At 40.4% G+C, this 24,725-nt stretch carries 22 protein-coding genes, 1 pseudogene and 1 riboswitch; of the genes and pseudogenes, 19 read left to right on the forward strand and 4 right to left on the reverse strand.

Annotation, left to right across the window (positions count from 1 at the left end):
* Positions 1-16: 16 nt before the first annotated feature.
* The gene (locus C1A12_RS09650) at positions 17-1,069 is read right to left on the reverse strand and encodes an acyl-CoA desaturase (RefSeq protein ID WP_101843668.1); all 1,053 of its coding nucleotides are present in this window, start codon (positions 1,067-1,069) and stop codon (positions 17-19) included.
* Between the two features lie 288 nt (positions 1,070-1,357).
* Between C1A12_RS09650 and C1A12_RS09655 the strand changes: the two genes are divergently transcribed.
* The 5 genes from C1A12_RS09655 to C1A12_RS09675 all read left to right on the forward strand — a co-directional run bounded on the left by C1A12_RS09655 (position 1,358) and on the right by C1A12_RS09675 (position 6,348).
* On the forward strand, positions 1,358-2,356 hold the full coding sequence (locus tag C1A12_RS09655; protein ID WP_101843669.1) for an ABC transporter substrate-binding protein: 999 nt from the start codon (positions 1,358-1,360) through the stop codon (positions 2,354-2,356).
* 16 nt (positions 2,357-2,372) lie between these two features.
* The gene (locus C1A12_RS09660; protein WP_101843670.1) at positions 2,373-4,400 is read left to right on the forward strand and encodes an iron ABC transporter permease; all 2,028 of its coding nucleotides are present in this window, start codon (positions 2,373-2,375) and stop codon (positions 4,398-4,400) included.
* A 46-nt stretch (positions 4,401-4,446) separates the two neighbouring features.
* Positions 4,447-5,415, forward strand: a complete 969-nt coding sequence (dapF, locus tag C1A12_RS09665; RefSeq protein ID WP_101843671.1) for a diaminopimelate epimerase — start codon at positions 4,447-4,449, stop codon at positions 5,413-5,415.
* A 17-nt stretch (positions 5,416-5,432) separates the two neighbouring features.
* Positions 5,433-5,831, forward strand: a complete 399-nt coding sequence (locus C1A12_RS09670) for a secondary thiamine-phosphate synthase enzyme YjbQ (protein WP_101843672.1) — start codon at positions 5,433-5,435, stop codon at positions 5,829-5,831.
* 277 nt (positions 5,832-6,108) lie between these two features.
* Positions 6,109-6,348, forward strand: a complete 240-nt coding sequence (locus tag C1A12_RS09675; protein WP_101843673.1) for a hypothetical protein — start codon at positions 6,109-6,111, stop codon at positions 6,346-6,348.
* 35 nt (positions 6,349-6,383) lie between these two features.
* Here C1A12_RS09675 and C1A12_RS21660 read toward each other — a convergent pair whose 3' ends face one another.
* On the reverse strand, positions 6,384-6,860 hold the full coding sequence (locus C1A12_RS21660) for a 3D domain-containing protein (RefSeq protein ID WP_101843674.1): 477 nt from the start codon (positions 6,858-6,860) through the stop codon (positions 6,384-6,386).
* A gap of 271 nt (positions 6,861-7,131) precedes the next feature.
* Between C1A12_RS21660 and C1A12_RS09685 the strand changes: the two genes are divergently transcribed.
* The 4 genes from C1A12_RS09685 (at position 7,132) to zupT (ending at position 11,962) form a co-directional block, all read left to right on the forward strand.
* On the forward strand, positions 7,132-8,325 hold the full coding sequence (locus tag C1A12_RS09685; protein WP_101843675.1) for a dicarboxylate/amino acid:cation symporter: 1,194 nt from the start codon (positions 7,132-7,134) through the stop codon (positions 8,323-8,325).
* Between the two features lie 325 nt (positions 8,326-8,650).
* A complete protein-coding gene (locus C1A12_RS09690; protein ID WP_101843676.1) occupies positions 8,651-9,829 on the forward strand; it encodes an FxLYD domain-containing protein in 1,179 nt (392 codons plus the stop codon).
* A gap of 10 nt (positions 9,830-9,839) precedes the next feature.
* Positions 9,840-10,970, forward strand: a complete 1,131-nt coding sequence (locus tag C1A12_RS09695; RefSeq protein WP_101843677.1) for a S1C family serine protease — start codon at positions 9,840-9,842, stop codon at positions 10,968-10,970.
* A 185-nt stretch (positions 10,971-11,155) separates the two neighbouring features.
* Positions 11,156-11,962, forward strand: coding sequence for a zinc transporter ZupT (gene zupT / locus C1A12_RS09700; protein WP_373420437.1), 807 nt, complete (start codon positions 11,156-11,158; stop codon positions 11,960-11,962).
* Between the two features lie 175 nt (positions 11,963-12,137).
* On the opposite strand, the gene C1A12_RS09705 is transcribed toward zupT, so the two are convergent.
* Both C1A12_RS09705 and C1A12_RS09710 read right to left on the reverse strand, forming a co-directional pair.
* Complete coding sequence (locus tag C1A12_RS09705) at positions 12,138-12,710, reverse strand: YgjP-like metallopeptidase domain-containing protein (RefSeq protein ID WP_101843679.1); 573 nt, start codon at positions 12,708-12,710, stop codon at positions 12,138-12,140.
* Positions 12,711-12,825: 115 nt separating this feature from the next.
* Complete coding sequence (locus C1A12_RS09710) at positions 12,826-12,945, reverse strand: YjcZ family sporulation protein (RefSeq protein ID WP_101843680.1); 120 nt, start codon at positions 12,943-12,945, stop codon at positions 12,826-12,828.
* A 167-nt stretch (positions 12,946-13,112) separates the two neighbouring features.
* Between C1A12_RS09710 and C1A12_RS09715 the strand changes: the two genes are divergently transcribed.
* The 10 genes and pseudogenes from C1A12_RS09715 (at position 13,113) to C1A12_RS09760 (ending at position 24,578) form a co-directional block, all read left to right on the forward strand.
* Positions 13,113-13,961 carry an SDR family oxidoreductase gene (locus tag C1A12_RS09715; RefSeq protein ID WP_101843681.1) on the forward strand — a complete coding sequence of 283 codons (849 nt, stop codon included), beginning with the start codon at positions 13,113-13,115 and terminating at the stop codon, positions 13,959-13,961.
* Positions 13,961-14,713: a carboxylesterase gene (locus C1A12_RS09720; RefSeq protein ID WP_200816598.1), complete on the forward strand. Its 753-nt coding sequence runs from the start codon at positions 13,961-13,963 to the stop codon at positions 14,711-14,713. The genes C1A12_RS09715 and C1A12_RS09720 overlap by 1 nt, the downstream gene beginning before the upstream one ends.
* 180 nt (positions 14,714-14,893) lie before the next feature.
* A complete protein-coding gene (locus C1A12_RS09725; protein WP_159462178.1) occupies positions 14,894-15,319 on the forward strand; it encodes a universal stress protein in 426 nt (141 codons plus the stop codon).
* A gap of 64 nt (positions 15,320-15,383) precedes the next feature.
* Positions 15,384-15,484, forward strand: a riboswitch (TPP riboswitch).
* Between the two features lie 158 nt (positions 15,485-15,642).
* Positions 15,643-16,218, forward strand: coding sequence for an energy-coupled thiamine transporter ThiT (gene thiT, locus C1A12_RS09730; RefSeq protein WP_101843684.1), 576 nt, complete (start codon positions 15,643-15,645; stop codon positions 16,216-16,218).
* A gap of 478 nt (positions 16,219-16,696) precedes the next feature.
* Entirely contained in the window at positions 16,697-17,560 is an 864-nt protein-coding gene (locus C1A12_RS09735) for a DUF1028 domain-containing protein (RefSeq protein ID WP_235001582.1), read from the forward strand.
* 100 nt (positions 17,561-17,660) lie between these two features.
* Positions 17,661-18,248, forward strand: a complete 588-nt coding sequence (locus tag C1A12_RS09740) for a metalloregulator ArsR/SmtB family transcription factor (RefSeq protein WP_101843685.1) — start codon at positions 17,661-17,663, stop codon at positions 18,246-18,248.
* Between the two features lie 201 nt (positions 18,249-18,449).
* Positions 18,450-20,525: a methyl-accepting chemotaxis protein gene (locus tag C1A12_RS09745; RefSeq protein ID WP_101843686.1), complete on the forward strand. Its 2,076-nt coding sequence runs from the start codon at positions 18,450-18,452 to the stop codon at positions 20,523-20,525.
* A gap of 131 nt (positions 20,526-20,656) precedes the next feature.
* Positions 20,657-20,915 (forward strand): annotated as a pseudogene (locus C1A12_RS09750) (transposase); the annotation flags it as partial.
* Between the two features lie 251 nt (positions 20,916-21,166).
* A complete protein-coding gene (gene fdhF / locus C1A12_RS09755) occupies positions 21,167-24,118 on the forward strand; it encodes a formate dehydrogenase subunit alpha (protein WP_101843688.1) in 2,952 nt (983 codons plus the stop codon).
* Entirely contained in the window at positions 24,111-24,578 is a 468-nt protein-coding gene (locus tag C1A12_RS09760) for a DUF1641 domain-containing protein (protein ID WP_101843689.1), read from the forward strand. Before fdhF ends, C1A12_RS09760 begins: the two co-directional genes overlap by 8 nt.
* Positions 24,579-24,725 lie beyond the last annotated feature (147 nt).

Genomic DNA, 24,725 nt, shown 5'->3' on the forward strand with positions numbered 1-24,725 from the left:
CTGGATAGGAGATAAGTTATTGCTTCATTTTTTTATAATCTACTTTTTCAACGTTTAACCCATTACCCAGGGAGCCGTACAAGTGCCCTTGATTAGGATCAATCAATTCCCGATTGTCAAAGTAGACTCGTGGTGTTTTCCATAAGGCAAGGAGTGCTTTACTCATAGGCATTTCGTGGTAACGCTCCGGCCAGAGTGTTTTAATCTTCTCCTTCACCAGCGGATAATGCTTTGAACTCATCCCCGGGAATAAGTGGTGCTCTGTGTGATGGGAGAAGTTAAAGTGAATATAATCCACCCACTTGGGTACTGTCACAGTTAAACTGTTTGCTAAAGGGTCGTTCACGGGAACTAACGGGTTTAACCGATGATTGGTAGAGATATACCCCATTACAATTAAATTTGCGACTAAAAGGGGGATGAAAAAAGCAAACAGCCATTTCTCCCATCCAATTAAGAACAGAAGACCAATCCAGCTTGTCCAGGGCAAAATCATTTGAAGACAAACTTCAGGCTGTTTTTTTGGCTTGAAATCCTTTATATAAGCAAAAAACATTTTTAGTGAGTGGGCAGTAAATTGAATGGCCAGGGAAGAGAAAGCAAAGAATGAACGCACAACTAAAGGCAGCTTGTAGATCCATCTAAAAAACTTCGATTTGCTTAATCGTTCAAGTGTTGGCCAGGAATCTGGATCATTTTCTTCATGCTGAGTATGAATATGATGATTGAGATTATGCCATTTACGCCATAGTTTTGGGCCTGTACTCAATGGCCAGAAAGCAATCGCACCTAATAAATCTCGTATCCATGGTTTCTTAACTACTGTTCCATGAAGAATTTCGTGTCCTAAGAACCCCATACCGGCAAAGCTGGCACCTAGAATCAAAGCTATGGGCAGATAGAAGAGTGGATGCCAATTAGTTAAACTGATTATAAGCAAACCTGCAATTACGATGGAAAGATATGCGAGGCCGCCCCACAGTCGTACAGGAACGGGTTTGAAAACACCCTTAGGCATATATTTAGCCACACGCTTGGCATACCAGCCGTAAGAATGTAGGTCTTCCATAAATGATCTCCCTTTCAATAAATCATGTAAGTAAAGGTTCAGTTCTATACACATCGTAGCAACCGTTAATATACAAAGTCAATGGAAGTTTAATACCAGGTATTAATATTAAGTGTTATATCTCTAATTGAGAAAAGTTTTCATTGACATTTTTACTAATGAACCTTATGATAGAATGTATGACAATGAGAATCTTTATCAGTTGTGATTATTGTTTCTTTATATAATGTACATAAATACCAAAAAATATAAAGGAATGTTAATATAACAAAGAAAGGAAGAAAATGGATGAAGAAAGTTTTTTTATTATTACTTATTTTATTTACGGCTCTTTTAGCAGCCTGCAATGGAAACAATAAAGAAGAATCAGGCGAGGAGTCACCCGAGAGTGAGTCACGCTCTGTAACAGTTGAGGATGCGACGGGTGAAAAAACCATCGAAGGGACCCCTGAGAATGTTGTGGTTCTTGAGTGGGCATATGCAGAAGAATTACAAGCTCTTGGAATGGAGCCGACAGGGGTAGCTGATCTTGATTCTTATGGAGACTGGGTAGATGTAGGAGAGCCTTTAAGTGATGAAGTTAAAGATGTAGGTACACGTCAGGAGCCAAATCTTGAGGCTATTTCACGACTTGAGCCTGACTTAATTATAGGCGTAGATTACAGGCACGAAGGAATTGCTGAGGACTTAGAAGAAATTGCGCCGACACTTATGTTTGCTCCTTATTCTGAAGAGAGTGCGGAGAACCAGTTTGACAGCATGCTTGAGGAGTTCAACACGGTTGCAGAAGCAGTAGATCGAGAAGATGAAGCGGAGCAGGCTGTAAACGATATGGATCAGACCTTTGAAGAGCAGAGGGCACGGCTTGAAGAGGCTGGTAAAGAGGGAATGAACTACGTAATGACTCAGGCTTTTACAGCTCAAAACACACCAACTCTGCGTTTGTTTACTGATAATTCAATTGTAGCCAATGTAATGAGTGAATTAGGGATGGAAAATGATTATGAATCTGACGAGTTAGAAGTTTACGGTTATACTGAGACAACCGTGGAAACTTTACAAAATTACCAGGATTCTAATCTCTTTTACATCGTTCAGGACGAAGACAATATATTTAATGAGCAGCTTGCCGGAAATCCTGTCTGGGAAGAGTTAGAGTTTGTGCAGGATGACCGCTTATATCAAATGCCTGGAAGTACCTGGACATTTGGAGGCCCTCTATCTGCGGAAGTATTAGCCGAACAAGTGGTTAATTCAGTAGTAGAGAAAGAAGAAGAGGACGAATAAAAGGTCGTGAACGTAAATGAATTTATCTTTTAAAAAAGTTCTAATAGGAGCTCTCACCTTTGGAGGTGGGAGCATCTTATTATGTTTGTTAACTTTCATACATATTAATCAAGGTAATGTTTCACTGTCTGTAACTACGGTGGTACAGGCAATCATAAATCCAATGGATACCATAGAGCATCATACCGTACGTATGATGCGGCTTCCGCGTGCGGTAATAGGGATTCTAGCTGGGGGGGCGCTTGCTGTATCTGGTGTTATTCTCCAAACTGTCACTAAAAACCCGCTCTCTTCAGCAAGTACGCTTGGTATTCATTCCGGAACATATTTTGCAGTTGTATTAACAACAGTTCTTCTTCCTTCTGCATTGGTAGGGAACGGAGTCATAACTGCTTTTGCCGGAGGGTTACTGACTTTTTTATTCGTTTACTTCCTATCCGGCGGTGGAGATGCTACTCCTGTCCGCATGGTGCTCGCAGGAATGATCGTTACATTTTTGTTTTCATCACTGACCTCCCTGCTTCAGATCTTTTATGAAAACGAAACTCAAGGTTTATTTTTATGGGGTTCCGGTACTCTGGTTCAGAATGACTGGAGTGGTGTAAAGTTTTCTTTGCCTTTTGTGATGGCTGCAGTTATTGTTTTACTTTTTTACTCACTGAAACTGGACACTTTAACGTTAGGTGATGAAGTAGCTACCGCATTAGGCCAAAATGTACGATCAGTTAAACTTATTACCATTATATCTGCTGTTCTATTAACCTCTGTGACTGTTAGTGTTGTCGGACCGATAGGATTTGTCGGACTCGTTGCCCCTCATATAGTAAAACTAATTGGATATCGGACGCATAAACTGCTTATAACGGGCTCTTTTTTGTGGGGGGCTAATGTCTTACTATTTGCTGATGTAATTGCCCGGGTGATTGATCCTTCTTTTTCTGAACTTCCTGTTGGGGCTGTCACCGCTTTAGTCGGTTCCCCGTGGTTGATTTGGCTTGTCCTACGCATGAAACAGGAGGGAAACACGAAGGATACAGGCTCTATATTGGCAGGAAGACTTGCGGTCAATCTTCCGTTAAGAAAAATTGTCCCGATCCTTCTAATCGTGATATTCGTAACGGTAGCGATCAGCATGTCATCAGGCAATTATGGGTTTGAACCTGTAGCTACTTATGAAGCGTTAATGGGGCTGACAAATGAATTTATGCGAAATTATATTTTAGAACTGCGTTTACCTCGTTCCCTTGTAGCTTTGTTAGCAGGGGCTATATTGGCTGTCAGTGGACTGATTTTCCAGGGTGTCCTTCGCAACCCATTGGCTGACCCTTCGGTTATAGGGATCACTTCCGGGGCTGGAGTTGGGGCCCTAACGACGATATATTTCTTCAGTGTGTCCACCTTCTGGGTTCCTATCGGAGCGATGGCTGGTGCATTTATTTTCTTTATTATCATTATGAGTCTTGGAGTTAAAGCTGAGTTCCATCCTACGACTCTTGCTTTGCTCGGAATTGGTGTCTCTGCGTTTGGATCTGCTTTTATTCAAATTATGGTCGTACAGGCCGAGTTAGGAGTAGCATCAGCACTTACCTGGTTATCTGGTACGACGTACGCCAAAGGCTGGTCAGAAATTCTTAAGTTTCTTCTTTGGCCTGTCTTATTGTTTATACCTCTGCTTGCAGTTCACATAAAGAATTTAGATGTTCTTTCTTTAGGAGATGACGCTGCAAAAGGGCTTGGCCTCGGGGTCGTTTCTATAAGATTCCAGATGGCCTTATTAGCAACTCTTTTAGCTGCCTGCAGCGTAGCCGCAGTAGGTTCGATTGGGTTCGTCGGGCTTATTGCACCCCATTTTTCACGACTGCTTGTCGGTAGTGCCAATCAGAAGCTTCTGCCTGTCACGATGCTTATTGGAGGGTTCTTATTAGTGGTTGCAGATTTGTTCAGCCGAACGCTGCTGGCTCCTAATGAGATTCCTTCAGGTATCCTGGTGGCATTGATCGGTGCGCCTTATTTTCTTTGGCTGATGAAACGCCGTTCTGTATAATAGTGTAGTATATGCTATGATGTTGATAAAAAATGGGGGCGTAAGAATGAAGATTGAATTTATTAAATGCCATGGATCAGGAAATGATTTTATCCTAATTGACGAAATAACTAATAACTATACCTTTTCTGAGGAAGAACGAAAAGATCTTTCTGTACTGTTATGTAACCGTGAATACGGAGTAGGTTCTGACGGAATTCTCTTTGTTATGAAGAGCAGCACAGAGGAAGCGGAAGCACGGATGAGAATGTTTAATTCAGATGGTACAGAAGCTGAAATGTGCGGAAATGGTTTGCGCTGCGTAGCCCGTCATGTTATCGAACAAGCTGGAAAACAAAGGGTTAACATTGAAACAGAAAAAGCTGCACTGGCCGTAGAACAGGTAGAAGAAATTTATACAGGCATTGAAACTTTTTCAGTAGCTATTGAACCTGTTTCATTTGAAGTGGAATCGCTGCCTATGAACTTTAAAAAAAGTGAAGCACTTGACGAGATCATTCCTGAACTCTCAAATACGCTCTCCTTTACAGCATTGAGTGTGCCCAATCCTCATATCGTCACGCTTGTTGATGAAGTAGATCAAGACCTGCTAAAAGAAGTCGGTGAGAAAGCAAACAAGCTCCCTGCCGTTTTTCCAAGAGGAGTGAATGTTAGTTTTGTACAGATTCTAGAAAAGAACAAAATCTTCGTGCAGACATATGAACGTGGTGTAGGTCTAACCAATGCTTGTGGAACGGCAATGTCAGCTTCCACATTAGTATCAACGATTCTTGGGCCCAATGATATAGAGGTCCCGATTGTGGTTATTAATAAAGGCGGACTTGTAAACTGTGTAGTTGAAAAAGCAGATCGACGTTATACTATTCAGTTAAGAGGGAATGCAACGAATGTCTACACCGCATCCATAGATGTTGATCTCAATGCGAATAGTTGGAAATGGATAAATTCTACGGTGCATCAAAATGAGATTGATGTTTATGAAAGCTTAAAAGACTATGCGGCTTCTCAAGTTTAAAGGAAAGGAGAGAGATCATGTTTACCACATTTCCAGTTAAAACGAACCACCACGATGAAATGGTTGACATTACAGAAATGGTTCAAAACTGGATAAAAGATCAGGGCATAAAAAGTGGCGCAGTAATCGTATCTTCGGCGCATACTACCGCAGGGATCACGATTAATGAAAATGCAGATCCCGATGTTAAAACAGATATGCTGCGCCGTTTTCGAGAAGTGTACCCATGGGACCACCCTCAAGACCGGCATATGGAGGGGAATACAGCTGCCCATATGAAAACGAGTACTGTAGGTCACGCCCAAACAATTATCATAGAAAATGGTAATCTAGTGCTCGGAACATGGCAGGGGATATATTTCTGTGAGTTCGATGGACCACGATCACGTAAAGTTCATGCGAAAATTATCCAATAAAAAAGTAAGCGGCAGTCCTAATCTGCCTGTCGCTTACTTTTTTCTTATGTCTCACTGCCGAGCTTATTCTAAATTTTGCAACCTGCCCCATGGTTAATCCCCAGGGTATCAAAAAGGTTTTAAGTATAATTTTTTCATGTAAAGGACTCGTGCGTACATTTATTTCTTAAAAATGGATATATTAAAAACGTTCATTTTAGATTTTTAAAATTGGGAGGTTATGAAAAGGTGAAATAGGGAAAAGGACGTTATGAATACATAAAGGAAGGTGAATAGAATGGCTGGAAAGAAAAAAGAATGGCACGTAATATTTTTATTGGACAGTAAACGAGTAGTTACCCATGATCTTGATCTAAGTGAAGAAATGGATGAGCGGGAAACTATGGAGTTTATCGTTAAACAGTTAGACCGGGGTGATTGGTGGTTCCTTGAAGAAGGAGTTGCAGTGCACACCTCTAGTGTAGAGAGTTTTTATTTAGATAAGCGTGCTCACCGCACCCGCTTTTCCAGAGAATAAAGTAAAGGTCAGTCCACATTAGGACTGACCTTTTTTCATGATTCCAGAATCTCTACCTCTACTTGCTTCCTTCCGTAATCCATAGCGTCATCATTCTCTTCCATAAACAGATCAATTCGGTGACCCTGGATGGCTCCTCCGGTATCTCCAGCAATAGCTTCTCCGTAACCAGGTACTCTTACCTTAGAGCCTAGAGGAATAATTTCAGGATCCACAGCAATCACCTTTTGGTCTGGTTCTTCTCTTAAATCGATCCCAGTTTTGGTAATACCACTGCACCCTTCGCAAAATGCGGTATAGGCTGTAGCTTCAACTGCTACTGTTTTTTTAACGTCATCTTTTTTATTTGAATTGGAATGCTCCGATTCAGCAAAGCGTTTTAAATCTGCTGTTTTTTCGGCGACTGTAATTGTTTTGACTCTCTCTTCCTCGTCTGCCGATAGGGTTCCAGGGTTAATACTTACGAAAGCAAAGAATGAAATAATTGATAAAAGAATAAGTGCTTTTTTCATGACTTTTGACCCCTTTCTTTGACGCGCTGAAAGGATTTTACCAAGTCATAAGGATTAAAACAAGTACAAAAACACTACAAAAGTATTACATTTATATGACTTCGTTTATAAGAAATTAGTATTGTTGCTCTAATGGAAATTAATTCATATTAAAGTTAAGGGCTTTCATAAGTTTTTCCTCTTCACAAATGATGTAAAGATGCGTTAATGTGTAAAAAGATCATTTCTGCATCGCTTTAATATATTAAATAACCAGGAAGGAAGAGGAAAAATGAATCGTATCCCCTTGCTTGTCAGAATCATTCTGGCCATTATCTCAGGTATATTCATAGGAGTCATCGTACCGGAAGAAGCAATAGAGTTATTTGCTACCTTCACAGGATTATTTGATAACTTCCTCAGTTTTGTTATACCTCTAATTATCATTGGTTTTATTGCGCCGGGAATCGCTTCTATTGGCAAAGGCGCGGGTAAAATGCTGGGCTTGACCGCAGGACTTGCGTACTTGTCAACAATCCTGGCTGGAATCGCTGCCTATTTGGTGGCTCGAAATTTGTATCCAGTCATACTGGAGAGGCAGAATGCCGGTGGGATGGAAAATCCGGAGGAATCCTTAACTGAGGCCGCATTTTCTGTTGAGATGACGCCAATTATGGATGTCATGGCTGCATTAATCTTTTCTTTTTTACTAGGAGTAGGGATGGCGTCAATTACTAATGGCACACTGATTAACGTCATGACAGACTTTCGTTCGATCATTCATAAAGTCATTGAAAAAATTATTATTCCGCTGCTTCCTTTTCACATTTTCGGTATTTTTGCAAATATGGCCCATTCAGGACAGGTGGCCACTATTTTAAGTGTTTTTGCCAAAGTATTTGTGATGATTATTGTCTTGCATTTAGTTTATTTAGTCGCTGTTTATGGAATTGCCGGTGCTCTTCATAAGGCTAACCCTGTTTTGTTGTTGAAAAATCTGGCCCCTGCTTATTTCACAGCTTTAGGAACTCAATCCTCTGCAGCGACGATTCCTGTTACTTTAAAACAAACTAAATCTATAGGTGTTAAAGAAAAAGTTGCTGATTTCGCAGTACCATTATTAGCAAATGTACACCTTGCAGGAAGTACAATCACCATTACCAGCTGTGCCATGGCAGTTTTATATATGCAAGACCAAGCTGTCAGTTTTATGAGTATGCTTCCTTTTATTCTTATGCTTGGGATAACTATGATTGCTGCTCCTGGAGTTCCGGGTGGTGCAGTAATGGCAGCGGTAGGACTACTGGAAAGCATGCTTGGGTTCAGTTCCATTATGGTCTCACTGATGATTGCTTTATATTTAGCACAGGACAGTTTTGGAACAGCAGCGAACGTTACGGGTGATGGTGCAATCACTACTATTGCCAACCGTTTAATTGGAAGCAGCAAGAAATCGCCCAATTTAAAAAATAAACAAGCCGGATAAATAAAATCAGCCGCAACTTTACAGGTGCGGCTTTTTTGTATTGTATTATGACTCTTTATTCTCTCTTTTTTTTCCGCAGCAGGGTTTACGTTTCGGACGCGAAGCATTCGGATCTTTTTTCTTGTTGTTCAGACGTTCTCTCACCTTTTACGCTCCTCTCCTCATTTTTTACTATATTATGCGGCAGTTCTCAGAGTGGCCGTGCGTTTACATAGATAAATCAAAATTGATAATCTGTTCATAATTAAATCGTGATATAATGAAGAATGGATGGTTACAAACCATTAATTTTCCAATTTTAATATATAGAAGGAGGAGGGGCCCCATGGTCATTTGTCGTGAATGTGGAAGTGAAAATAATTCGGGCTCCCGTTTTTGCTCCCACTGTGGTGAAAAGTTAACTGAAGAAACATTAGAAGAATTAGAAAGTGAAAACATCTCTTCTGAACAAAGAAATAAAAAAAAGTTAATATATATAATGCCTGCTGCAGTATTAATCGTTATTGCTGCGGCTCTGGGATTTTTCTATAATCATGCCAAACAGGTTAATCAAACCGTTTTAGAAGATAAGAAAAAAGCAGAAGAGCTGGCTCTGGACGGAGCATATAAAGAAGCCGAAAAGATTTTGGACAAAGCTTCAACGCAAAGGCCTGATTATCAGGCATTGCAAAGGAGTTTATCTACTTTACATAGTGTGCAGGGCATGGAGGACGATTTAGACACCGTAGAGAAGTTAATTGAAGAAAATGAATTGGATAAGGCTCTTGAGGAGCTAGCTCACGTTAATAAACAAATGAGGGATCAGGGAAACCGGCTGGTTGTAACTTTAACACCCCGGTTAAACCAGCTTGATTCAAGGATTACTGTAGGGAAGATTAATAATGAGGTCAAAGAGTTAACCAAAATTGACGAACTTGCTGATAAGCTTAATACTCTCTCTGGTCTTGATTTGGAGGAAGCAGCAAGGGCACGGGAAAAAATTACTGAGAAAATTGTCTCTATAAGTACTAAGCAGGCAGAAGAAGCGATGACAGAAAAAAATTATAACGAAGCCATTGCCTCAGTAGATGAAGGTTTGCAATATGTGATTAACCATGAAAAGCTTTTACAATTAAAAGAACGAGTGGAACAGGAGAAGAAAGCATTTGAGCAAGAGAAGCAGGATCGGATGGAGCGGGCAATGGAACAACAGGCTATGGAAGAAATGAAAAATAGAAGGGAAGCAATAGAAGTGCTTGGTATAAGTGCTTCCAAGGATGAATTTGGAGATGTCACTATTGAAGGAGAGGTCCAAAGTGAAGCGACCAGTATTATCAGCTCCATCGAGATTACGTATGACATCCTAAATGAAGATGATGAAGTGCTTGAATCAGATACTGCTCAGGTTTATCCGATGTATTTAAACCCAGAAGACAAGGGCAGCTTTGAACAAATTTATTACGATTTTGAGAAAGAAGAAAAGATATCCGTTGAAGTAACAAATGTGCAATGGTTTGTAGAGTAGGAGGGACAACATGAAACGTGCCTGGTTGACAAGTTCAATTCTAACTGTCCTTGTCTTAATGGCTGGAATAGGAGTATTTATTTATATCCAGCAGCAGGTTCCTTCCCAGCTGGCAGCAAGTTCTGTGCTCGATGAGCCGGTACCTGAGGAGGAAGAAGAAGCAGTAACCAAGAATACACAGGAGATTATTTATGAATCTCAAAAGCTTGTTGTACAACTAGAACTTGATAACGGGACAATTGGTTCAGGTTTTTTATATAACAATAAGGGGGACGTCATCACTAACGCACATGTAGTGGCTAACGCTGAGGACGTGAAAGTCATCAATGTGGATTCAAAAGAAATGGATGGTAAAGTGATTGGTGCAAGCAGGAGTACGGATGTAGCAGTTGTCAGAGTCCCTGAGTTAGAAGGGGAAGAACCGCTCCCTATTATAGAAGAGGAAGATACGGAACTTCTAACGGAGGTATTGGCTTTAGGAAGCCCGCTCGGTTTGCAGAATACGGTTACCAGAGGAGAAATAAGCGGGTTGGAACGTAATTTTGAATTAGAGCCTTTCGATTACGAGGATGTGTATCAAATATCGGCTCCCATCTCTCCAGGTAACAGCGGCGGTCCCCTTATCAGTGCGGAAACAGGAGAAGTAATCGGTATAAATTCTGCTAAATTAGGGGATGAGTCCATTGGCTTCAGCATACCTGTGTTGGATATCCTTCCAATGGTAAAACAATGGTCCAAATCTCCAATGAAAGAGCTGCCTGAATATCCTGAGCTAAATGCAGGGACGGATGCCTCCAACGAGCAAACAGATGCAGATCAGGCGACATATTTAATTCAATACTTTTATGAAAGTGTGAATCAAGGAGATTTCGTGACCGCCTATTCATTACTTGCCAACTCGTGGCAGAAGAATAAAACCTTTGAAGAGTTTAGAGAAGGATATTATAACACTCTGTCTGTTTCCATTGATAACATTGTGGCTGACCCAGAAGGAGAGGAAGTCAATGTTACTTGTGTGATCTCCACCGAAGAAACGGTGGATGGAGAAATTGAAATGAAAAAATACAAATTAACCTACACGTTAGGATATGAAAACGACCAGATGATGATTTTGTCAGGGGAAGGTGAAGAAATTGACTAATACCCTTCACCTCAGACGGGCACAAAAGACTTTATTTTCGAATGTATTATTCGAAAATAAAGTTTTTTTTGGGTCAAAACTTCCCCTTACACATAAAATATAACTAACACAAAAAAAGTTGCATAAAGGAAAGTTTTAAATTAGACTATGGATAGACAGAGAAAAGTGAGAAGGAGAGAGAAATAATGGAAAATGTTCTGATGGCTTTTGGGTTAACATTAATGGCCGGATTAGCCACGGGGATCGGCAGTATTCTTGCCTTTTTTACCTCAACGACGAATACGAGGTTCTTATCGGTTGCACTAGGTTTCTCAGCTGGAGTAATGATTTACGTTTCCATGGTAGAAATTTTCTTTAAAGCTCAGGAATCATTAGTCAGCGCACTAGGCGAAGGGTTGGGAAATTGGATTAATGTAGCCAGCTTCTTTGGCGGGATGCTTGTAATTGCCTTAATAGATAAACTTATTCCTCAGCAGGGGAACCCTCATGAACCGAAGAAAGTGGAAGACATGAGTAAGCCAGCTGCAGAAGTGAAAGACAATCATCTTTTAAAAATGGGAACATTTACTGCTTTAGCAATCGCTATCCATAACTTTCCAGAGGGTATTGCAACTTTTACCTCAGCGTTACAGGACCCTTCACTAGGAATTGCGATAGCTGTAGCGATCGCTATTCATAATATTCCAGAAGGTATTGCTGTTTCAGTCCCTATTTACTTTGCGACCGGAGATAAGAAAAAAGCTTTTAATCTATCCTTTTTATCTGGCTTATCTGAGCCTGTAGGCGCTATTGCAGCGTATTTAATCTTAATGCCATTTCTTAATGACGTAATGTTCGGGGTATTATTTGCTGGTGTGGCTGGTATTATGGTGTTCATTTCACTCGATGAACTCCTTCCTGCATCACGAAAGTACGGAGAAGCCCATTTATCGATCTATGGAGTTGTTGCCGGAATGGCAGTTATGGCAGTCAGCTTACTCTTATTTATTTAAATAACCCCAATTAAAATTGAGTAGTTTAAACTCAGATCATTAGCGTAGTTAAAGTTCTTAAGACTCCTGTGGGAACAGCGAAGTATTTTGACGAAGCGATGGTGAAAATAATCCGAACGATTTCAATAGAATCGTTCGGATTATTTTATGATTTATTCCGTTTTTCACCAGTCCTTTAATACATCTTCTCGTTTCTTAAGTCGTCAATAATAGTTTGAATTTGATTTTTATTCCTCTTTATGAGTCTCCAATTCAAGTAAATCGCAGCTTTATCTTTGTATCCGAGTCTGTAATTGTCTTCACAGCTAATGGCAGTCAGCTCTTTTAACTTTTGTTCCGCTCTATTTTTTAACCAATTTTCCTCCTGTTGGAGAAAAGCTGTTTCTTGATCTTTAGTGGAATAATGAGACGGGTATGTAAAAATAAATTTACCTTTGTTAAATAGTAAAGAAGCAGCAGGTTCCTCTGTTGCATAGGAAATAACTTTATAGTTTCGCCCTAGATACATAATCGTTTTTTCCTCCGGGGAGGTTTGCTTATATAGGTCATTGTGGAGTTTTTTCCACTTTTGGTCGATCCACTGCTTTTTTTTCATTAAAAATCCTTCGATTTCTTGCTGTGTTTTACGAACTGGTGCACTAACATAAATTCCGTTTAAGTCATCTAAATAAATCTTTAGGAACGGATAATCTTCTGATCTTGTTAACTGGTATGGGATCTCTTCCAGTCCTATTTGTAAATTCGCCATAATGTTCTCCTTTCTACCTTCGATCTTTACTATTGTATATAAGGCCAACAGGCTCGTCAAAACGAAAGTAAAAGACCAGGGGGGTGAAAAAGACCTGGTCTATAGGAGAGAAGAATTATTTATAAACCGTAGCACCTACAATGATCAGGAGAATGAACAATACAACGATAAGGGCGAAACCGCCGCCATAGCGTCTCCTCGGATACCCACATCCATAACCTCCATAGTAGTTCACGTCACTCACCACCTTTTTACTTATACATTAATCTATGAACGGGCGTTTTAATTGGAAGGGCACGAGTCTACGAGGAGAAATGTTATTTAATTGGATTAAAAGGGCATATAAACAGGGTATTGAACCCTGAGTAAAGAAGTTCTATTTATAGAAATGGAGGGGAGGAAATGAAGCCAACCGTCATTATTACTGGAGCTTCCAGCGGTTTTGGATATTATACAGCTGTAAAATGTGCGGAGAGAAATATGAATGTAATCGCAGCGATAAGAAACCCGGCAAAAATGAATGTATTTAAAAAAGCCGGGATCAAAGATAGTATAGCAGAAAACATTACTGTTTGGCCGCTCGATGTAACACAGGAAGATTCTTTGAAATTTTTTGAGAAGCAAGTTAACCAATTGAAAAGAGTAGATGTATTGGTGAATAATGCTGGATATGCAGTTGGAGGATTTCTTGAACAAGTATCAATTAAGGACTATAGGCGCCAGTTTGAAACAAATGTATTCGGTGTCATTCAAGTCACTCAAGCTGTACTTCCCAAAATGAGAGAGCGGCGATGTGGAAAAATTCTTAATGTCAGCAGCATTAGCGGAATGATAGGGTTTCCAGGTCTTTCAGCTTATGTCAGTTCTAAACATGCTTTAGAGGGACTCTCTGAAAGTCTGCGATTTGAGATGAAGCCTTTTGGCATTGATGTAGCCCTTGTTGAGCCGGGATCTTATGAGACAAACATTTGGACCTCTGGTCTGGATCTGCCCCAGGCCGTATATGACCCAGAATCTCCCTATCATGAATATACTAAAGGCCTTTGGAAGGCTTTAAATAGAGAGGCTCATGAAGATCCTTTAAAGGTCTCAGAACTCATGGCTAAACTCTCCGAAAGTATTAAACTAAAAAAATTAAGATACCCAATAGGTCCAGGGGTGAGAATGAATCTGCTGCTGAAACGCATATTGCCATGGTCTCTTTTAGAACGAAATGTAATTAAAAAAATTATTGGAAAAAAGGAGTTATGATAATGGAAGAATATCCTGTAATGGAAGGTGCTCAACCGATCTTCTTTGAAGGAAATGAAGTAGGGGTTCTAGTGTCGCATGGGTTCACAGGTACACCTCAGAGCGTGAAGCCGCTTGCTGAAGCTTATGGAAAAGAAGGTTATAGTGTTGCCTGTCCCCGCTTAAGAGGACATGGAACCGCCCCGGAAGAAATGGAAACCACAACAGCACAAGATTGGGTTAATTCTGTAGAGCAGGCTTATCTTTGGTTACAAGAGCGTTGTACAAAAATATTCATAGCCGGTTTATCTATGGGAGGGACACTAGCTCTTCATTTGGCTGCTAAATATGAAGATGTGGCTGGTGTTATTCCTATTAATGCTGCCATAGATATTCCCGCAATGGAAAATATAGTGGAAACGACAGACGATCGATATATTGCTGCAATTGGATCGGATATAAAAAACGAAGGCATTAAAGAGCTCGCCTATGACAAAACCCCGGTTGCTTCTATTGAACACCTTATAGGAATGATGAGCCGGGTGCATGATCAACTGTCCCAAATTCGCTGTCCGATCTTAATCTTTGTATCAGAAGAGGATCATATCGTCCCGCCGGAGAACTCTGAAATGATTTTTAATACCGTGTTATCTGAACGTAAAGAACTTGTTCACCTTGAAAACAGTTATCATGTGGCTACACTTGATGCAGACTTTGATATTATTACAGAACGAAGTTTAGAATTCATTGTTGCTCATTCAAATGCTATATGATTTTTTTCAGCAACGGGATAACTACTTTGAAAGTATGTCCTGGCATGTATGAGCCTTAACTTTTTATGCCCTGCAGTCAATGCAGCTTAGTACCCTGTCCTGCTGGTTGTGTGTAGTTTTAAATCTTAAACTGAAAATTTACTGATTTTTCAGTATACTGGGGGTAAGGAGGGGGTTATTGTGAAAAAGAAATTATTAGTGCCTTTTGATGCATCACCCAGCTCTACACGTGCGCTTACGTATGCTGTTCAATTTGCTGAAGAGGTGGGGTATGAACTCGTTATTTTAAATGTACAGCTTGAATTCAACACGAGAAATGTTCGTAAATTTGCGGGTGAAAATCAAATTAAATATTATCAGGAAGAAGCGGCGAGTCAGGCATTTGAATCGGCGAAAGAATATTTAGAGCATCATGAAGTTACTTATACCCTCAGGAAAAGAATTGGAGTTCCGGATCAGGTTATTTTGGAGGAATCAGGTGACGAAGGTATCAGCTTAATCGTAATGGGAACTAGAGGAGTAGGACGAGTAAAAGGAGCAATTCTAGGAAGTGTAAGCTATAACGTACTACAATCAACCAAAATTCCGGTGACGATTGTTCCATAAAGTGATTTGTCAGGATTGTTACTTTAATTTATAATTATTTAATGCGAGAAAAGCAACGATAATAGAAGCCTTCAAGGGGAGCCTGTGTGCTGAGAGTGAACATGATGTTCTGACCCTTCGAACCTGTCAGTTAGTACTGATGCAGGGATGGTGGTTTTTTTGATGGCGATGCACGGGATTCCTCCATCAGGAAGCTTCCCTGGGGCATTGCTTTTTTTGTACTTATTAAAGATCTAAAGTACAAGAAAAACTACGACTACCGTCATTGGGCCTGGCGATCAGCCAAGTTTTTCTAATGTCTTTACTTAAGGGGGGAGATGTAAGTGAGAAACAACCGTGTATTATTTCTGGTAGAAGCGGCTATTTTCTCTGCGCTGGCCATTCTTTTAGACGTTCTGCCGTTCTTATCATTTAAGCTATGGGCTCAAGGCGGGTCAGTATCGTTTTCTATGGTTCCTGTTTTTATCATGGCCTTTCGGTGGGGAATAAAAGGAGGAGTTGTGACTGGACTGTTATTAGGGTTTTACCAAATCCTTGCAGGAGCATATATTGTAACCCCGGTTCAAACTTTTCTTGACTATATAGTCGCTTTTGGTGTGATCGGTATAGCCGGCATTGTGACAAAGCAGGTATGGGAAGCGGCAGCAGCCCGTGATAACAAAAGTTTGTTGATCTGGATTGTGACAGGAGTCTTTGTGGGTAGTCTGCTTCGCTTTTTAAGCCACTTTATTGCTGGTATCATATTTTATGGTACGCTTGCTCCTGAAGGAATGTCTGTGTGGTTTTATTCTCTGACTTATAATGGAGGATATATGCTTCCGACATTTGTTCTGTGTTCGATTATATTAGGATTATTATTCATTCAGCGCCCGGCACTGTTGACTCAAAAAGGGTCGTAAAAGATAAAAGGTGTTCATGTTCCTTTGACATGTAAACTAACTTAATAATTTGAGAAAATATAAAACAATTAGGCTGCTTTACTCCATATTTAATAGGAGAAAGGTAGCCTAATTTTTCTTGAATTCTTTCTTCATAATAATGTTTTAGATATTGATCAACACGGAGAATAACCTCTGAGTTGGTTAGGGAATTGGGTTTGGTATACGCAAATTCCTCAGATTTTGAACTTGATTGAAAAGATGCAATGACCGTTTTATCCCAACAACTGCCTAATTGTCTCTTCTTGACATACTGCTGACTAAGTTTTGTCCGGTCATTTACCCTTGGAAAGCATATGAACTATAAATGTTCCCTTGGTCGGAACGCATGATTACTCCTTCCGGTTGTTCCATCGGCAGAAAGAAGCAGGAGCAGCCAGCTTATGGAAGGATTCTCCCTTGTTATGTCGAAAAAGATATAACAGAGAGGGGTGTAAAAGTGAACCGGATTATTGCTACGTTTTCAATTGCTGCAGTTGATCCAGCTACAGGAGAAGCTGGAGTCGCAGTTCAATCTAAATTTTTGGGAGTGGGATCTGTGGTCCCCTGGGCGAAAGCTGGAGTGGGAGCTGTAGCTACACAGGCTTTTGCCAACCCGGCTTATGGACCAGAAGGTTTGTACTATTTAAGTCAAGGCAAATCGGCTCAGGAAACACTTAATGAATTGATTGCAAATGATGAAAGTGCAGCGGATCGCCAGGTAGGTGTTGTGGACAATCAGGGCTGTGCAGCAACTTATACAGGGGACCGGTGCTACGAGTGGGCTGGGGGGATAACCGGCAGGAATTATGCCGCTCAAGGAAATATTTTAGTAAACAGAGAAACTGTAACAGAAATGGGGAAAGCCTTTGAAGAGAGTGAAGGAACGCTGGCAGACCGGCTTCTTTCTGGTCTGCAGGCAGCTCAGCGTGCTGGGGGAGACAAGCGAGGCAAGCAATCAGCAGCCATTTATATAGAGAAAGAAAAAGGGGGATATGGAGGGTTAAGTAATGTATTTGTGGACCTGCGTGTGGACGACCACCCTGATCCGATTGATGAGTTAACTCGTATTTATCACCTTCATCAGTTGTACTTTGCTCAATCTAAGCCGGAGCAGATTAAACCTTTAGAAGGTGCATTAAAAAATGAAGTCAGTCAGGAACTCAAAAGAATTGGGTATTTATCATCATCAGATAATAATGAAAATGAATTTTATAATGCGTTGAAAACATTTCTTCATACAGAGAATTTTGAAGAAAGGGAACAGGAAAAAGGACTGATTGATTTAGAGGTAGTCAAGTATCTCAAGAATATGAAAAACTGATTAACCAAAACTGTCCGGGTAGGGCAGTTTTTTTGACATCGACAGTAAATTAGATTAATATCTAATTAGATACTCATTAAATTCAGGGGGGTGAAATTTTATGCAGTTAGACAAAATGGTGGTCTTTTATAAAGCGATTGGCGATCCAACCAGACTCAGAATCGTTTCCTTACTAAAAAATGGCCCTCTCCATGGACAGGCCATCGCTCATAAGCTTGGTTTGAGAGCTCCAACAATTACTCATCATTTAAAAAAATTAAAAGATACAGGTATGTTGTATTCGAGAAGAGAAAAGAATACTGTCTACTTTTATTTAGATGAAAAGAAACTGGAGGCTATGGCAACTGCAATTCTAAGGCTGGGAGCGGATGAGATGAAGAAACAGGACTTTTTTATGAATGATTCCGAGCAAATGAAAATCTTGCGGAACTATATACGTAAAGATGGTACGTTGATTCAATTACCGAGTCAGTTAAAAAAGAAACTTGTTATTCTCTCTTATTATGTCCAGGGGTTTGAAACGGGAAAAGTGTATAAGGAAAGTGAAATTAACAGTTATGTGAAGCAGTTTTTTGATGATTATGCCACGTTAAGACGTGAATGGATTATGCATCAATTTATGTATCGTGAGAATAATCTATATGAATTAAACCCAGAAGAAATGTGGCCTTTAGTTGTAAAAAGGTAAACCGCGAATCAGCCGGGCAGGCTGTCGAGAAAGTCTCGACAGCCTGATTTTTTCTGATCTCTTTTATTTTTCACCGGGGGATAATTATTAAGAGGCTTAGTAAATAAGAAAATTTCATCAGAAAATATGTAAAAATCTATAAATAATACGGAAAAATCAACCGATAAAGAGAGGAGCAGGTTCAATAAAGGGGGAGTAAATTTGAAAAGAAAGCGAACAGGTTTGAAAGGTTTTTTTACGAAAAGAATTCAGCGTCAGTTTCTGTTTCCGTTTTTATTATTGATATTATTAACAGGAGTGATTGTAGCTGGCACTAGTTATTGGTTTAGTCTTAACAATACCACTTCTGCCATGACGGATAATGTTGAACAGCAAATGGAATCAATGAGTGATTCATTTGATACTCTGTTCGACAGTATAAGTCACAACGCTGACCGCTATTCAGAAGATAATGCATTAGTAAATGCGGAAGCCAATAGAGAGGAAATATTGGATCGATTTGGGGAAACTCAATCTTCAAACCCATATATATTAAATATTTATATGGGAGAAAAAGAATCCCAAAATATGTATATTTACCCTGAGGCTGATTTAGGAGAGGATTATGATCCGACTGACCGTCCCTGGTTTACTGAGGCTGAAGCAAGTCCCGGTGAAGTAATATGGACAGAGCCGTATGAAGATGCAGCCACCGGAGATATGATTGTCAGTGCAGCCCGGGTGATTGAAGATGGAAGTGACATATCTGGTGTATTTGCTATTGATTTTACAGTTAATACACTATTTGAAATGATTGATGAGGTGGAAGTTGGAGAAACAGGTAATGCCATGCTGCTGAGTGACTCCGGTATTTATCTTGCGCACCCCAACGAGGAACTAATAGGAACAAGTGCTGAGGACGAACCATTTTTTGAAGAAGTTATGGAAAACGAATCGGGCTCCTATCGATTTGACGATGGAGAGGAAAAGACTATAGCCTATGCTACCAATGAAAAGACTGGATGGAAAATGGCTGGGACTGTGCAAGTCACAGATTTTGTGTCCCAGGCTAATACGATCATCCTGCCTATCGTTCTTGTCCTGGCTGGTGTTATTCTTCTTTCATTAGTTATTGCTGTATTTTTAACGCGTTACCTGACAAAACCAATTAAAGAGCTGCAGGAAGCCATGAATGAAGCAGGAAAAGGTAACTTTGCTATCCAGGCAGAGATGGACCGCAATGATGAAATTGGAGAACTTTCTCGAGATTTTGATCAAATGATTCAATCGATTCGTTCACTTATTCATCAGGTGAAACATTCGTCCAATCAAGTAAGCAGTTCAGCAGAAAATGTAGTTGCCAACTCAGAAGAGAATGCAGCAGCTGCTCAGGAAATATCCAGAGCCATTCAGGAAATTGCCTCAGGAGCTCAGAACCAGACAGAAATGATGGATGAAAGCGTGCAATCCTCTCAAACGCTTGCTGATACGATACAGGACGTGGTTGACCAAAGTGAAACCATTAAATTAAAGTCGGATCAGCTGTTAAATCAATCGGAAGAAGCGAAGCAAATTGTCGGGAATTTGCGTAATCACTCCAATCAAACAAATTCAATGACAAGTGAGATGCGTGAGTCAATAGAGGATCTGCAAAGCAGTTCGGACAACATTAATCAGGTAGTAAGTACCATTTCCGGAATTGCGGGGCAGACGAATTTGTTAGCTCTTAATGCAGCGATCGAAGCTGCACGTGCCGGTGAAGCAGGAAAAGGATTTGCTGTTGTTGCCGAAGAAGTACGTAAGCTCGCTGAACAATCAGAAAAAGCCTTGACTGATGTAGCTTCTATGATTGAGCACATGCAGATGCGTACAAAAGAAATTGTTAGTCTTATTGAAAAAACCGGGCAAGTTGTTTCTGATCAGGAAGAGTCGGTTAATGAAACCGAGAAATCTTTTAACGGAGTGTTTCAAAATGTTGCCGAGAACGTAGAAGCTATAAACGGCATTATTCACTCAATGAAGCAGATGGACTATCAAAAAGACCAGCTGGTTCAAAACATCGACGGCATCAGCAATGTGACAGAAGAAACAGCTGCCGCTGCTCAGCAAGTGTCCGCTTCGGTCCAGGAAAGTAATTCGGCGATGGATCAATTGAATCATCTTGCTGAAAACCTGGAGAATGTGGCAGCCTCAATGGAAAAGGAATTAGAAAACTTTCAACTAAGTGAGCAATCAGACCGCTTAGTTCAAACTTTAAATTTTGAACGTGAAAATTCTACTGAGCAGAAAACCGGATAATTAAAAAATTACAGTCCATTTAACTTCAGACTGTCGAGAAAGTCTCGACAGTCTTAATTTTATTTTGGACCTTTCATTTTTTACCGCGTTAATTTGGTACATTATAAGAACTATCTAAGGCGGCGTTAGTCATGTTTCACTCTAGAAAAGAACTAAAGTGAAATCGAAATAGTGATCGTTGAAGAACTGGCACCCGAAGAGCACTTGCTTCGTAAGATTGATCAATACATAGATTTTTCCTTTATCCCTGAAAGAGTACGTGCTTACTCGGAAGACAATGGCCGTCCTTCTCTTGATCCTCATGTGTTATTCAAAATGATGTTTATTGGCTATTTCTATGGGATTCGTTCGGAACGGGAATTGGAAAGACAAAATGAAAATAACGCAGCCCGTGCACACAAAAAAGTTACAGTCTATTTATTAGACTGTAACTTTTTTGTTTCAGTAACGTTTGAGTAGTCTGAATAAAGGTTAAATATTATTATACCTCTAAAACACAGAGGAGCGCTCGGTGAGAGATTAGTTACATATAAGGATGATTCTTTTACTGTTTGTTAGCAATCAGGCCTCTTTTAACAGGTCAACCGTCTAACAATTTAAGGAGCTAATTAAAAAGAGTGTTATAACAGGAGGGGTTAGTTTTGTTAGAAAGAGACCATACCGTTGTAACTATTAACGGCAGGGAATACTTAGCAGACCCTGGACAGAATTTAATAGATCTTATTAATTCTGCAGGGGAAAATGTTCCGCAGATTTGTTATAACGAATCTCTAGGACCAATACAAACATGTGATACATGTGTTGTTCAAGTAAACGGGAATATGCAAAGGGCGTGTGGTACGAAGGTGGAAGCAGGAATGAAGGTACAAACCCAACTTCCTCAGGTCCAAATGGCACAAAAAGAAGCCCTTGACCGCATCCTGGAAAATCACGAGCTGTATTGTACAGTCTGTGACTATAATAATGGAGACTGTGAAATTCACAATACAATGGCTGAGTTTGGGTTAGAACACCAATCTCGTCCTTTTCAGGAAAAACCTTATAATCGCGATGAGTCTGGATCATTCTACCGTTATGATCCGGATCAGTGTATTTTGTGCGGACGTTGTGTGGAAGTTTGTCAGGACGTTCAAGTTAATGAAACCTTAACCATTGATTGGGAACGAAAACAACCACGTGTTATCTGGGATAACGATGTACCAATTGACCAATCGTCGTGTGTAAACTGTGGTCAATGCTCCACTGTGTGTCCGTGTAACGCCATGATGGAAAAAGGAATGGAAGGGGAAGCAGGTTTTTTGACTGACCAGGAACCTGGAATGTTAAAGTCCATGATTGAGTTGACTAAAAAAGTAGAAACCGGTTATGGTCCCTTGTTCGCAGTCTCGGATTCTGAAGCGGCTATGCGTGAGGAGAGAATTAAAAAAACAAAAACGGTGTGTACGTATTGTGGAGTTGGATGTTCTTTTGATGTATGGACCAAAGACCGGCAGATTTTAAAGGTGGAGCCAAATGCCGAATCTCCAGCGAATGGCATTGCTACATGCGTCAAAGGTAAATTTGGTTGGGATTACGTAAATAGCGAGAAACGACTGACCAAACCATTAATCCGGCGTGGAGAGACATTTGAAGAGGTTGAGTGGGACGAAGCAATTTCATACGTGGCTAAACGACTGACTGAAATTAAGGAGAAAAGAGGAGCAGACGATTTAGGGTTTATTTCCTCTTCTAAAGCTACAAATGAAGAGTCTTATCTAATGCAAAAGCTCTCCCGCCAAATTATAGGAACAAACAATGTAGATAATTGTTCCAGGTATTGTCAATCGCCTGCAACAAAAGGTTTGTTCCGAACAGTGGGTCATGGAGGGGATTCTGGAACAATTGATGATATTGCTAAAGCAAATTTAGTACTCACTATTGGTTCTAATACAGACGAATCTCATCCTGTATTAGCTTCTCGTATTAAGCGGTCTCAAAAGCTATTTGGCCAGAAACTGTTCGTATTTGACCTCCGAAAGCACGAGATGGCCAGACGGGCTGATCGTTTCTATCAACCTAAATCAGGAACAGATTTAGTATGGATCTCAGCCATATCGAAGTATATTCTGGACCAAGGCCTTGAGGACAAATCCTTTATCGAGAAATGGGTGAATGACTTCGAAGCTTATCGTGAAAGTCTACAGCCTTTTACGATGGAATATGCTTCAGAACTTACAGGCATTCCTAAAGAAGAGCTTATCGAAGTTGCTGAAGAAATTGTTAAAGCTGATAAAGTCTCTATCTGTTGGGCTATGGGCGTAACCCAGCACATGCGGGGCAGTGACACGAGTACCGCTATATCCAATTTACTTCTCCTTACGGGGAATTATCGAAAAGAGGGGTGTGGGGCTTATCCTTTAAGAGGACATAATAACGTACAGGGATGCAGTGATTTTGGAAGTATGCCTAACTTCTTTCCAGGTTACGAGGAAACAACGAATGATGAGGTACGGGAAAGATATGAGAAAGCCTGGAACTGCACGATTCCTAAAGAACCCGGTAAGGATAACCACCAGATGATCGAAGCGATTCATGCTGGCAATCTGAGTGCCATGTACGTTATTGGAGAAGATACGGGCATTGTTGATGCTAACATTAACTATGTTACTGAAGCTTTTGAGAAACTGGATTTATTTATTGTACAAGATTTATTTTTAACAAAAACAGCTGAATATGCTGACATTGTCCTGCCAGCGGTACCCAGCCTGGAAAAGGAAGGGACATTTACGAATACCGAGCGTCGAATTCAGCGTTTGTATAAAGCTCTGGATCCTTTGCCGGGAGCAAAACCTGATTGGGAAATCCTTCAACTAGTTGCTCGAGAGCTTGGTGGTGACTGGGACTATGATCATCCATCCGAGATTATGGCAGAGGCAGCAAGCTTAGCACCTTTATTTGCAGGGGTGACTTATGAACGACTTGAAGGATATAACTCTTTACAATGGCCCGTAGCCGAAGATGGTACAGATGAACCGCTTCTTTTCCAGGAAGGATTTCCGTTCGAAGACGGTAAAGCTAAGTTTTTCCCGCTTGAATACGAATTGCAGTATGATACTACTGAAAAATACGATCTTCACGTCAACAATGGACGACTGCTTGAACATTTTCATGAAGGTAACATGACTTATAAGGTTGAAGGTATTGCTAGAAAAACGCCAAATCCATTTGTGGAAGTTTCACCTGAGCTTGCAGATGAGCGTGGAATACGTGAAGGGGCAGAAGTGAAACTGATATCCGAAGCCGGAGAAGCTAATGGATGGGTAACTGTTACCGAGCGTGTAAGAGGTAAAGAATTATTTATTCCTATGAGTGCAAATGGAAAGTCTGCTGTCAATCTTTTAACGGATAATCGTGTCGACAAAGATACAAATACACCTGCTTACAAAGAAATTGCAGTACGGATGGAAGTCTTGAAAGAAGAAGGGAAGTCACCGATCCCTTCGAATAATCATCGTAAAGGGAATCCCGTGCCGCAATACAGTGTGAATGTAGAAAATAAATGGGAACGTGATGATTATGTTTTCCCAGGGGATCAGGTGAATAAAGATGGCTAAATCAATTACGAATATTAAACGTATGGAAATTCCTAGAGAGAAGCAGCATGAACGGGATTTGCAGGAAGTAAAAGAGGCTGTAACAGAGAATAAAGAAGCTATTTTACAAGGAATAAAGCTCTTAAAGTCTTTAAATGAAACAGGTACATTAGATACAGCATACGCTTTCTCTCAATCGAAGCACAAAGCAATGAAATATCTCGTGGAAGAAATAAGTAAGGATCACTATGCACAAATGCTTGAAAACCTGCCCGAGATCGTATTTATGCTCGGAGATGTGGATATGAAATCCGTTCGGGAGGCAACAGTTCGACTAAATGAAGGGATACAGGAAATGAACAGCACGGATCCTGAGCAGAAAACTTCCATACTTGATTTGGCAAAGGCTCTAAAAGACCCAGAGATCAATCGAAGTGTTACATTAATGATGCAGTTTCTAAAAGGTATGGGCCGACAATAATCAAGAAACTGGACATAAGTAAAACAATGATGTTCAAAAATGAACAGTAAAAGGTTGAATCGTATGAACCGCAGATTAACAGCGTAGTTAAAATGCTTAAGAGTCCTGAGGGAGCAGTGTAAGTCGAAGAGAATGCAGGAAAGCGCG

Source organism: Halobacillus sp. Marseille-P3879 (assembly GCF_900240285.1).
Taxonomy (GTDB): domain Bacteria; phylum Bacillota; class Bacilli; order Bacillales; family Halobacillaceae; genus Halobacillus_A.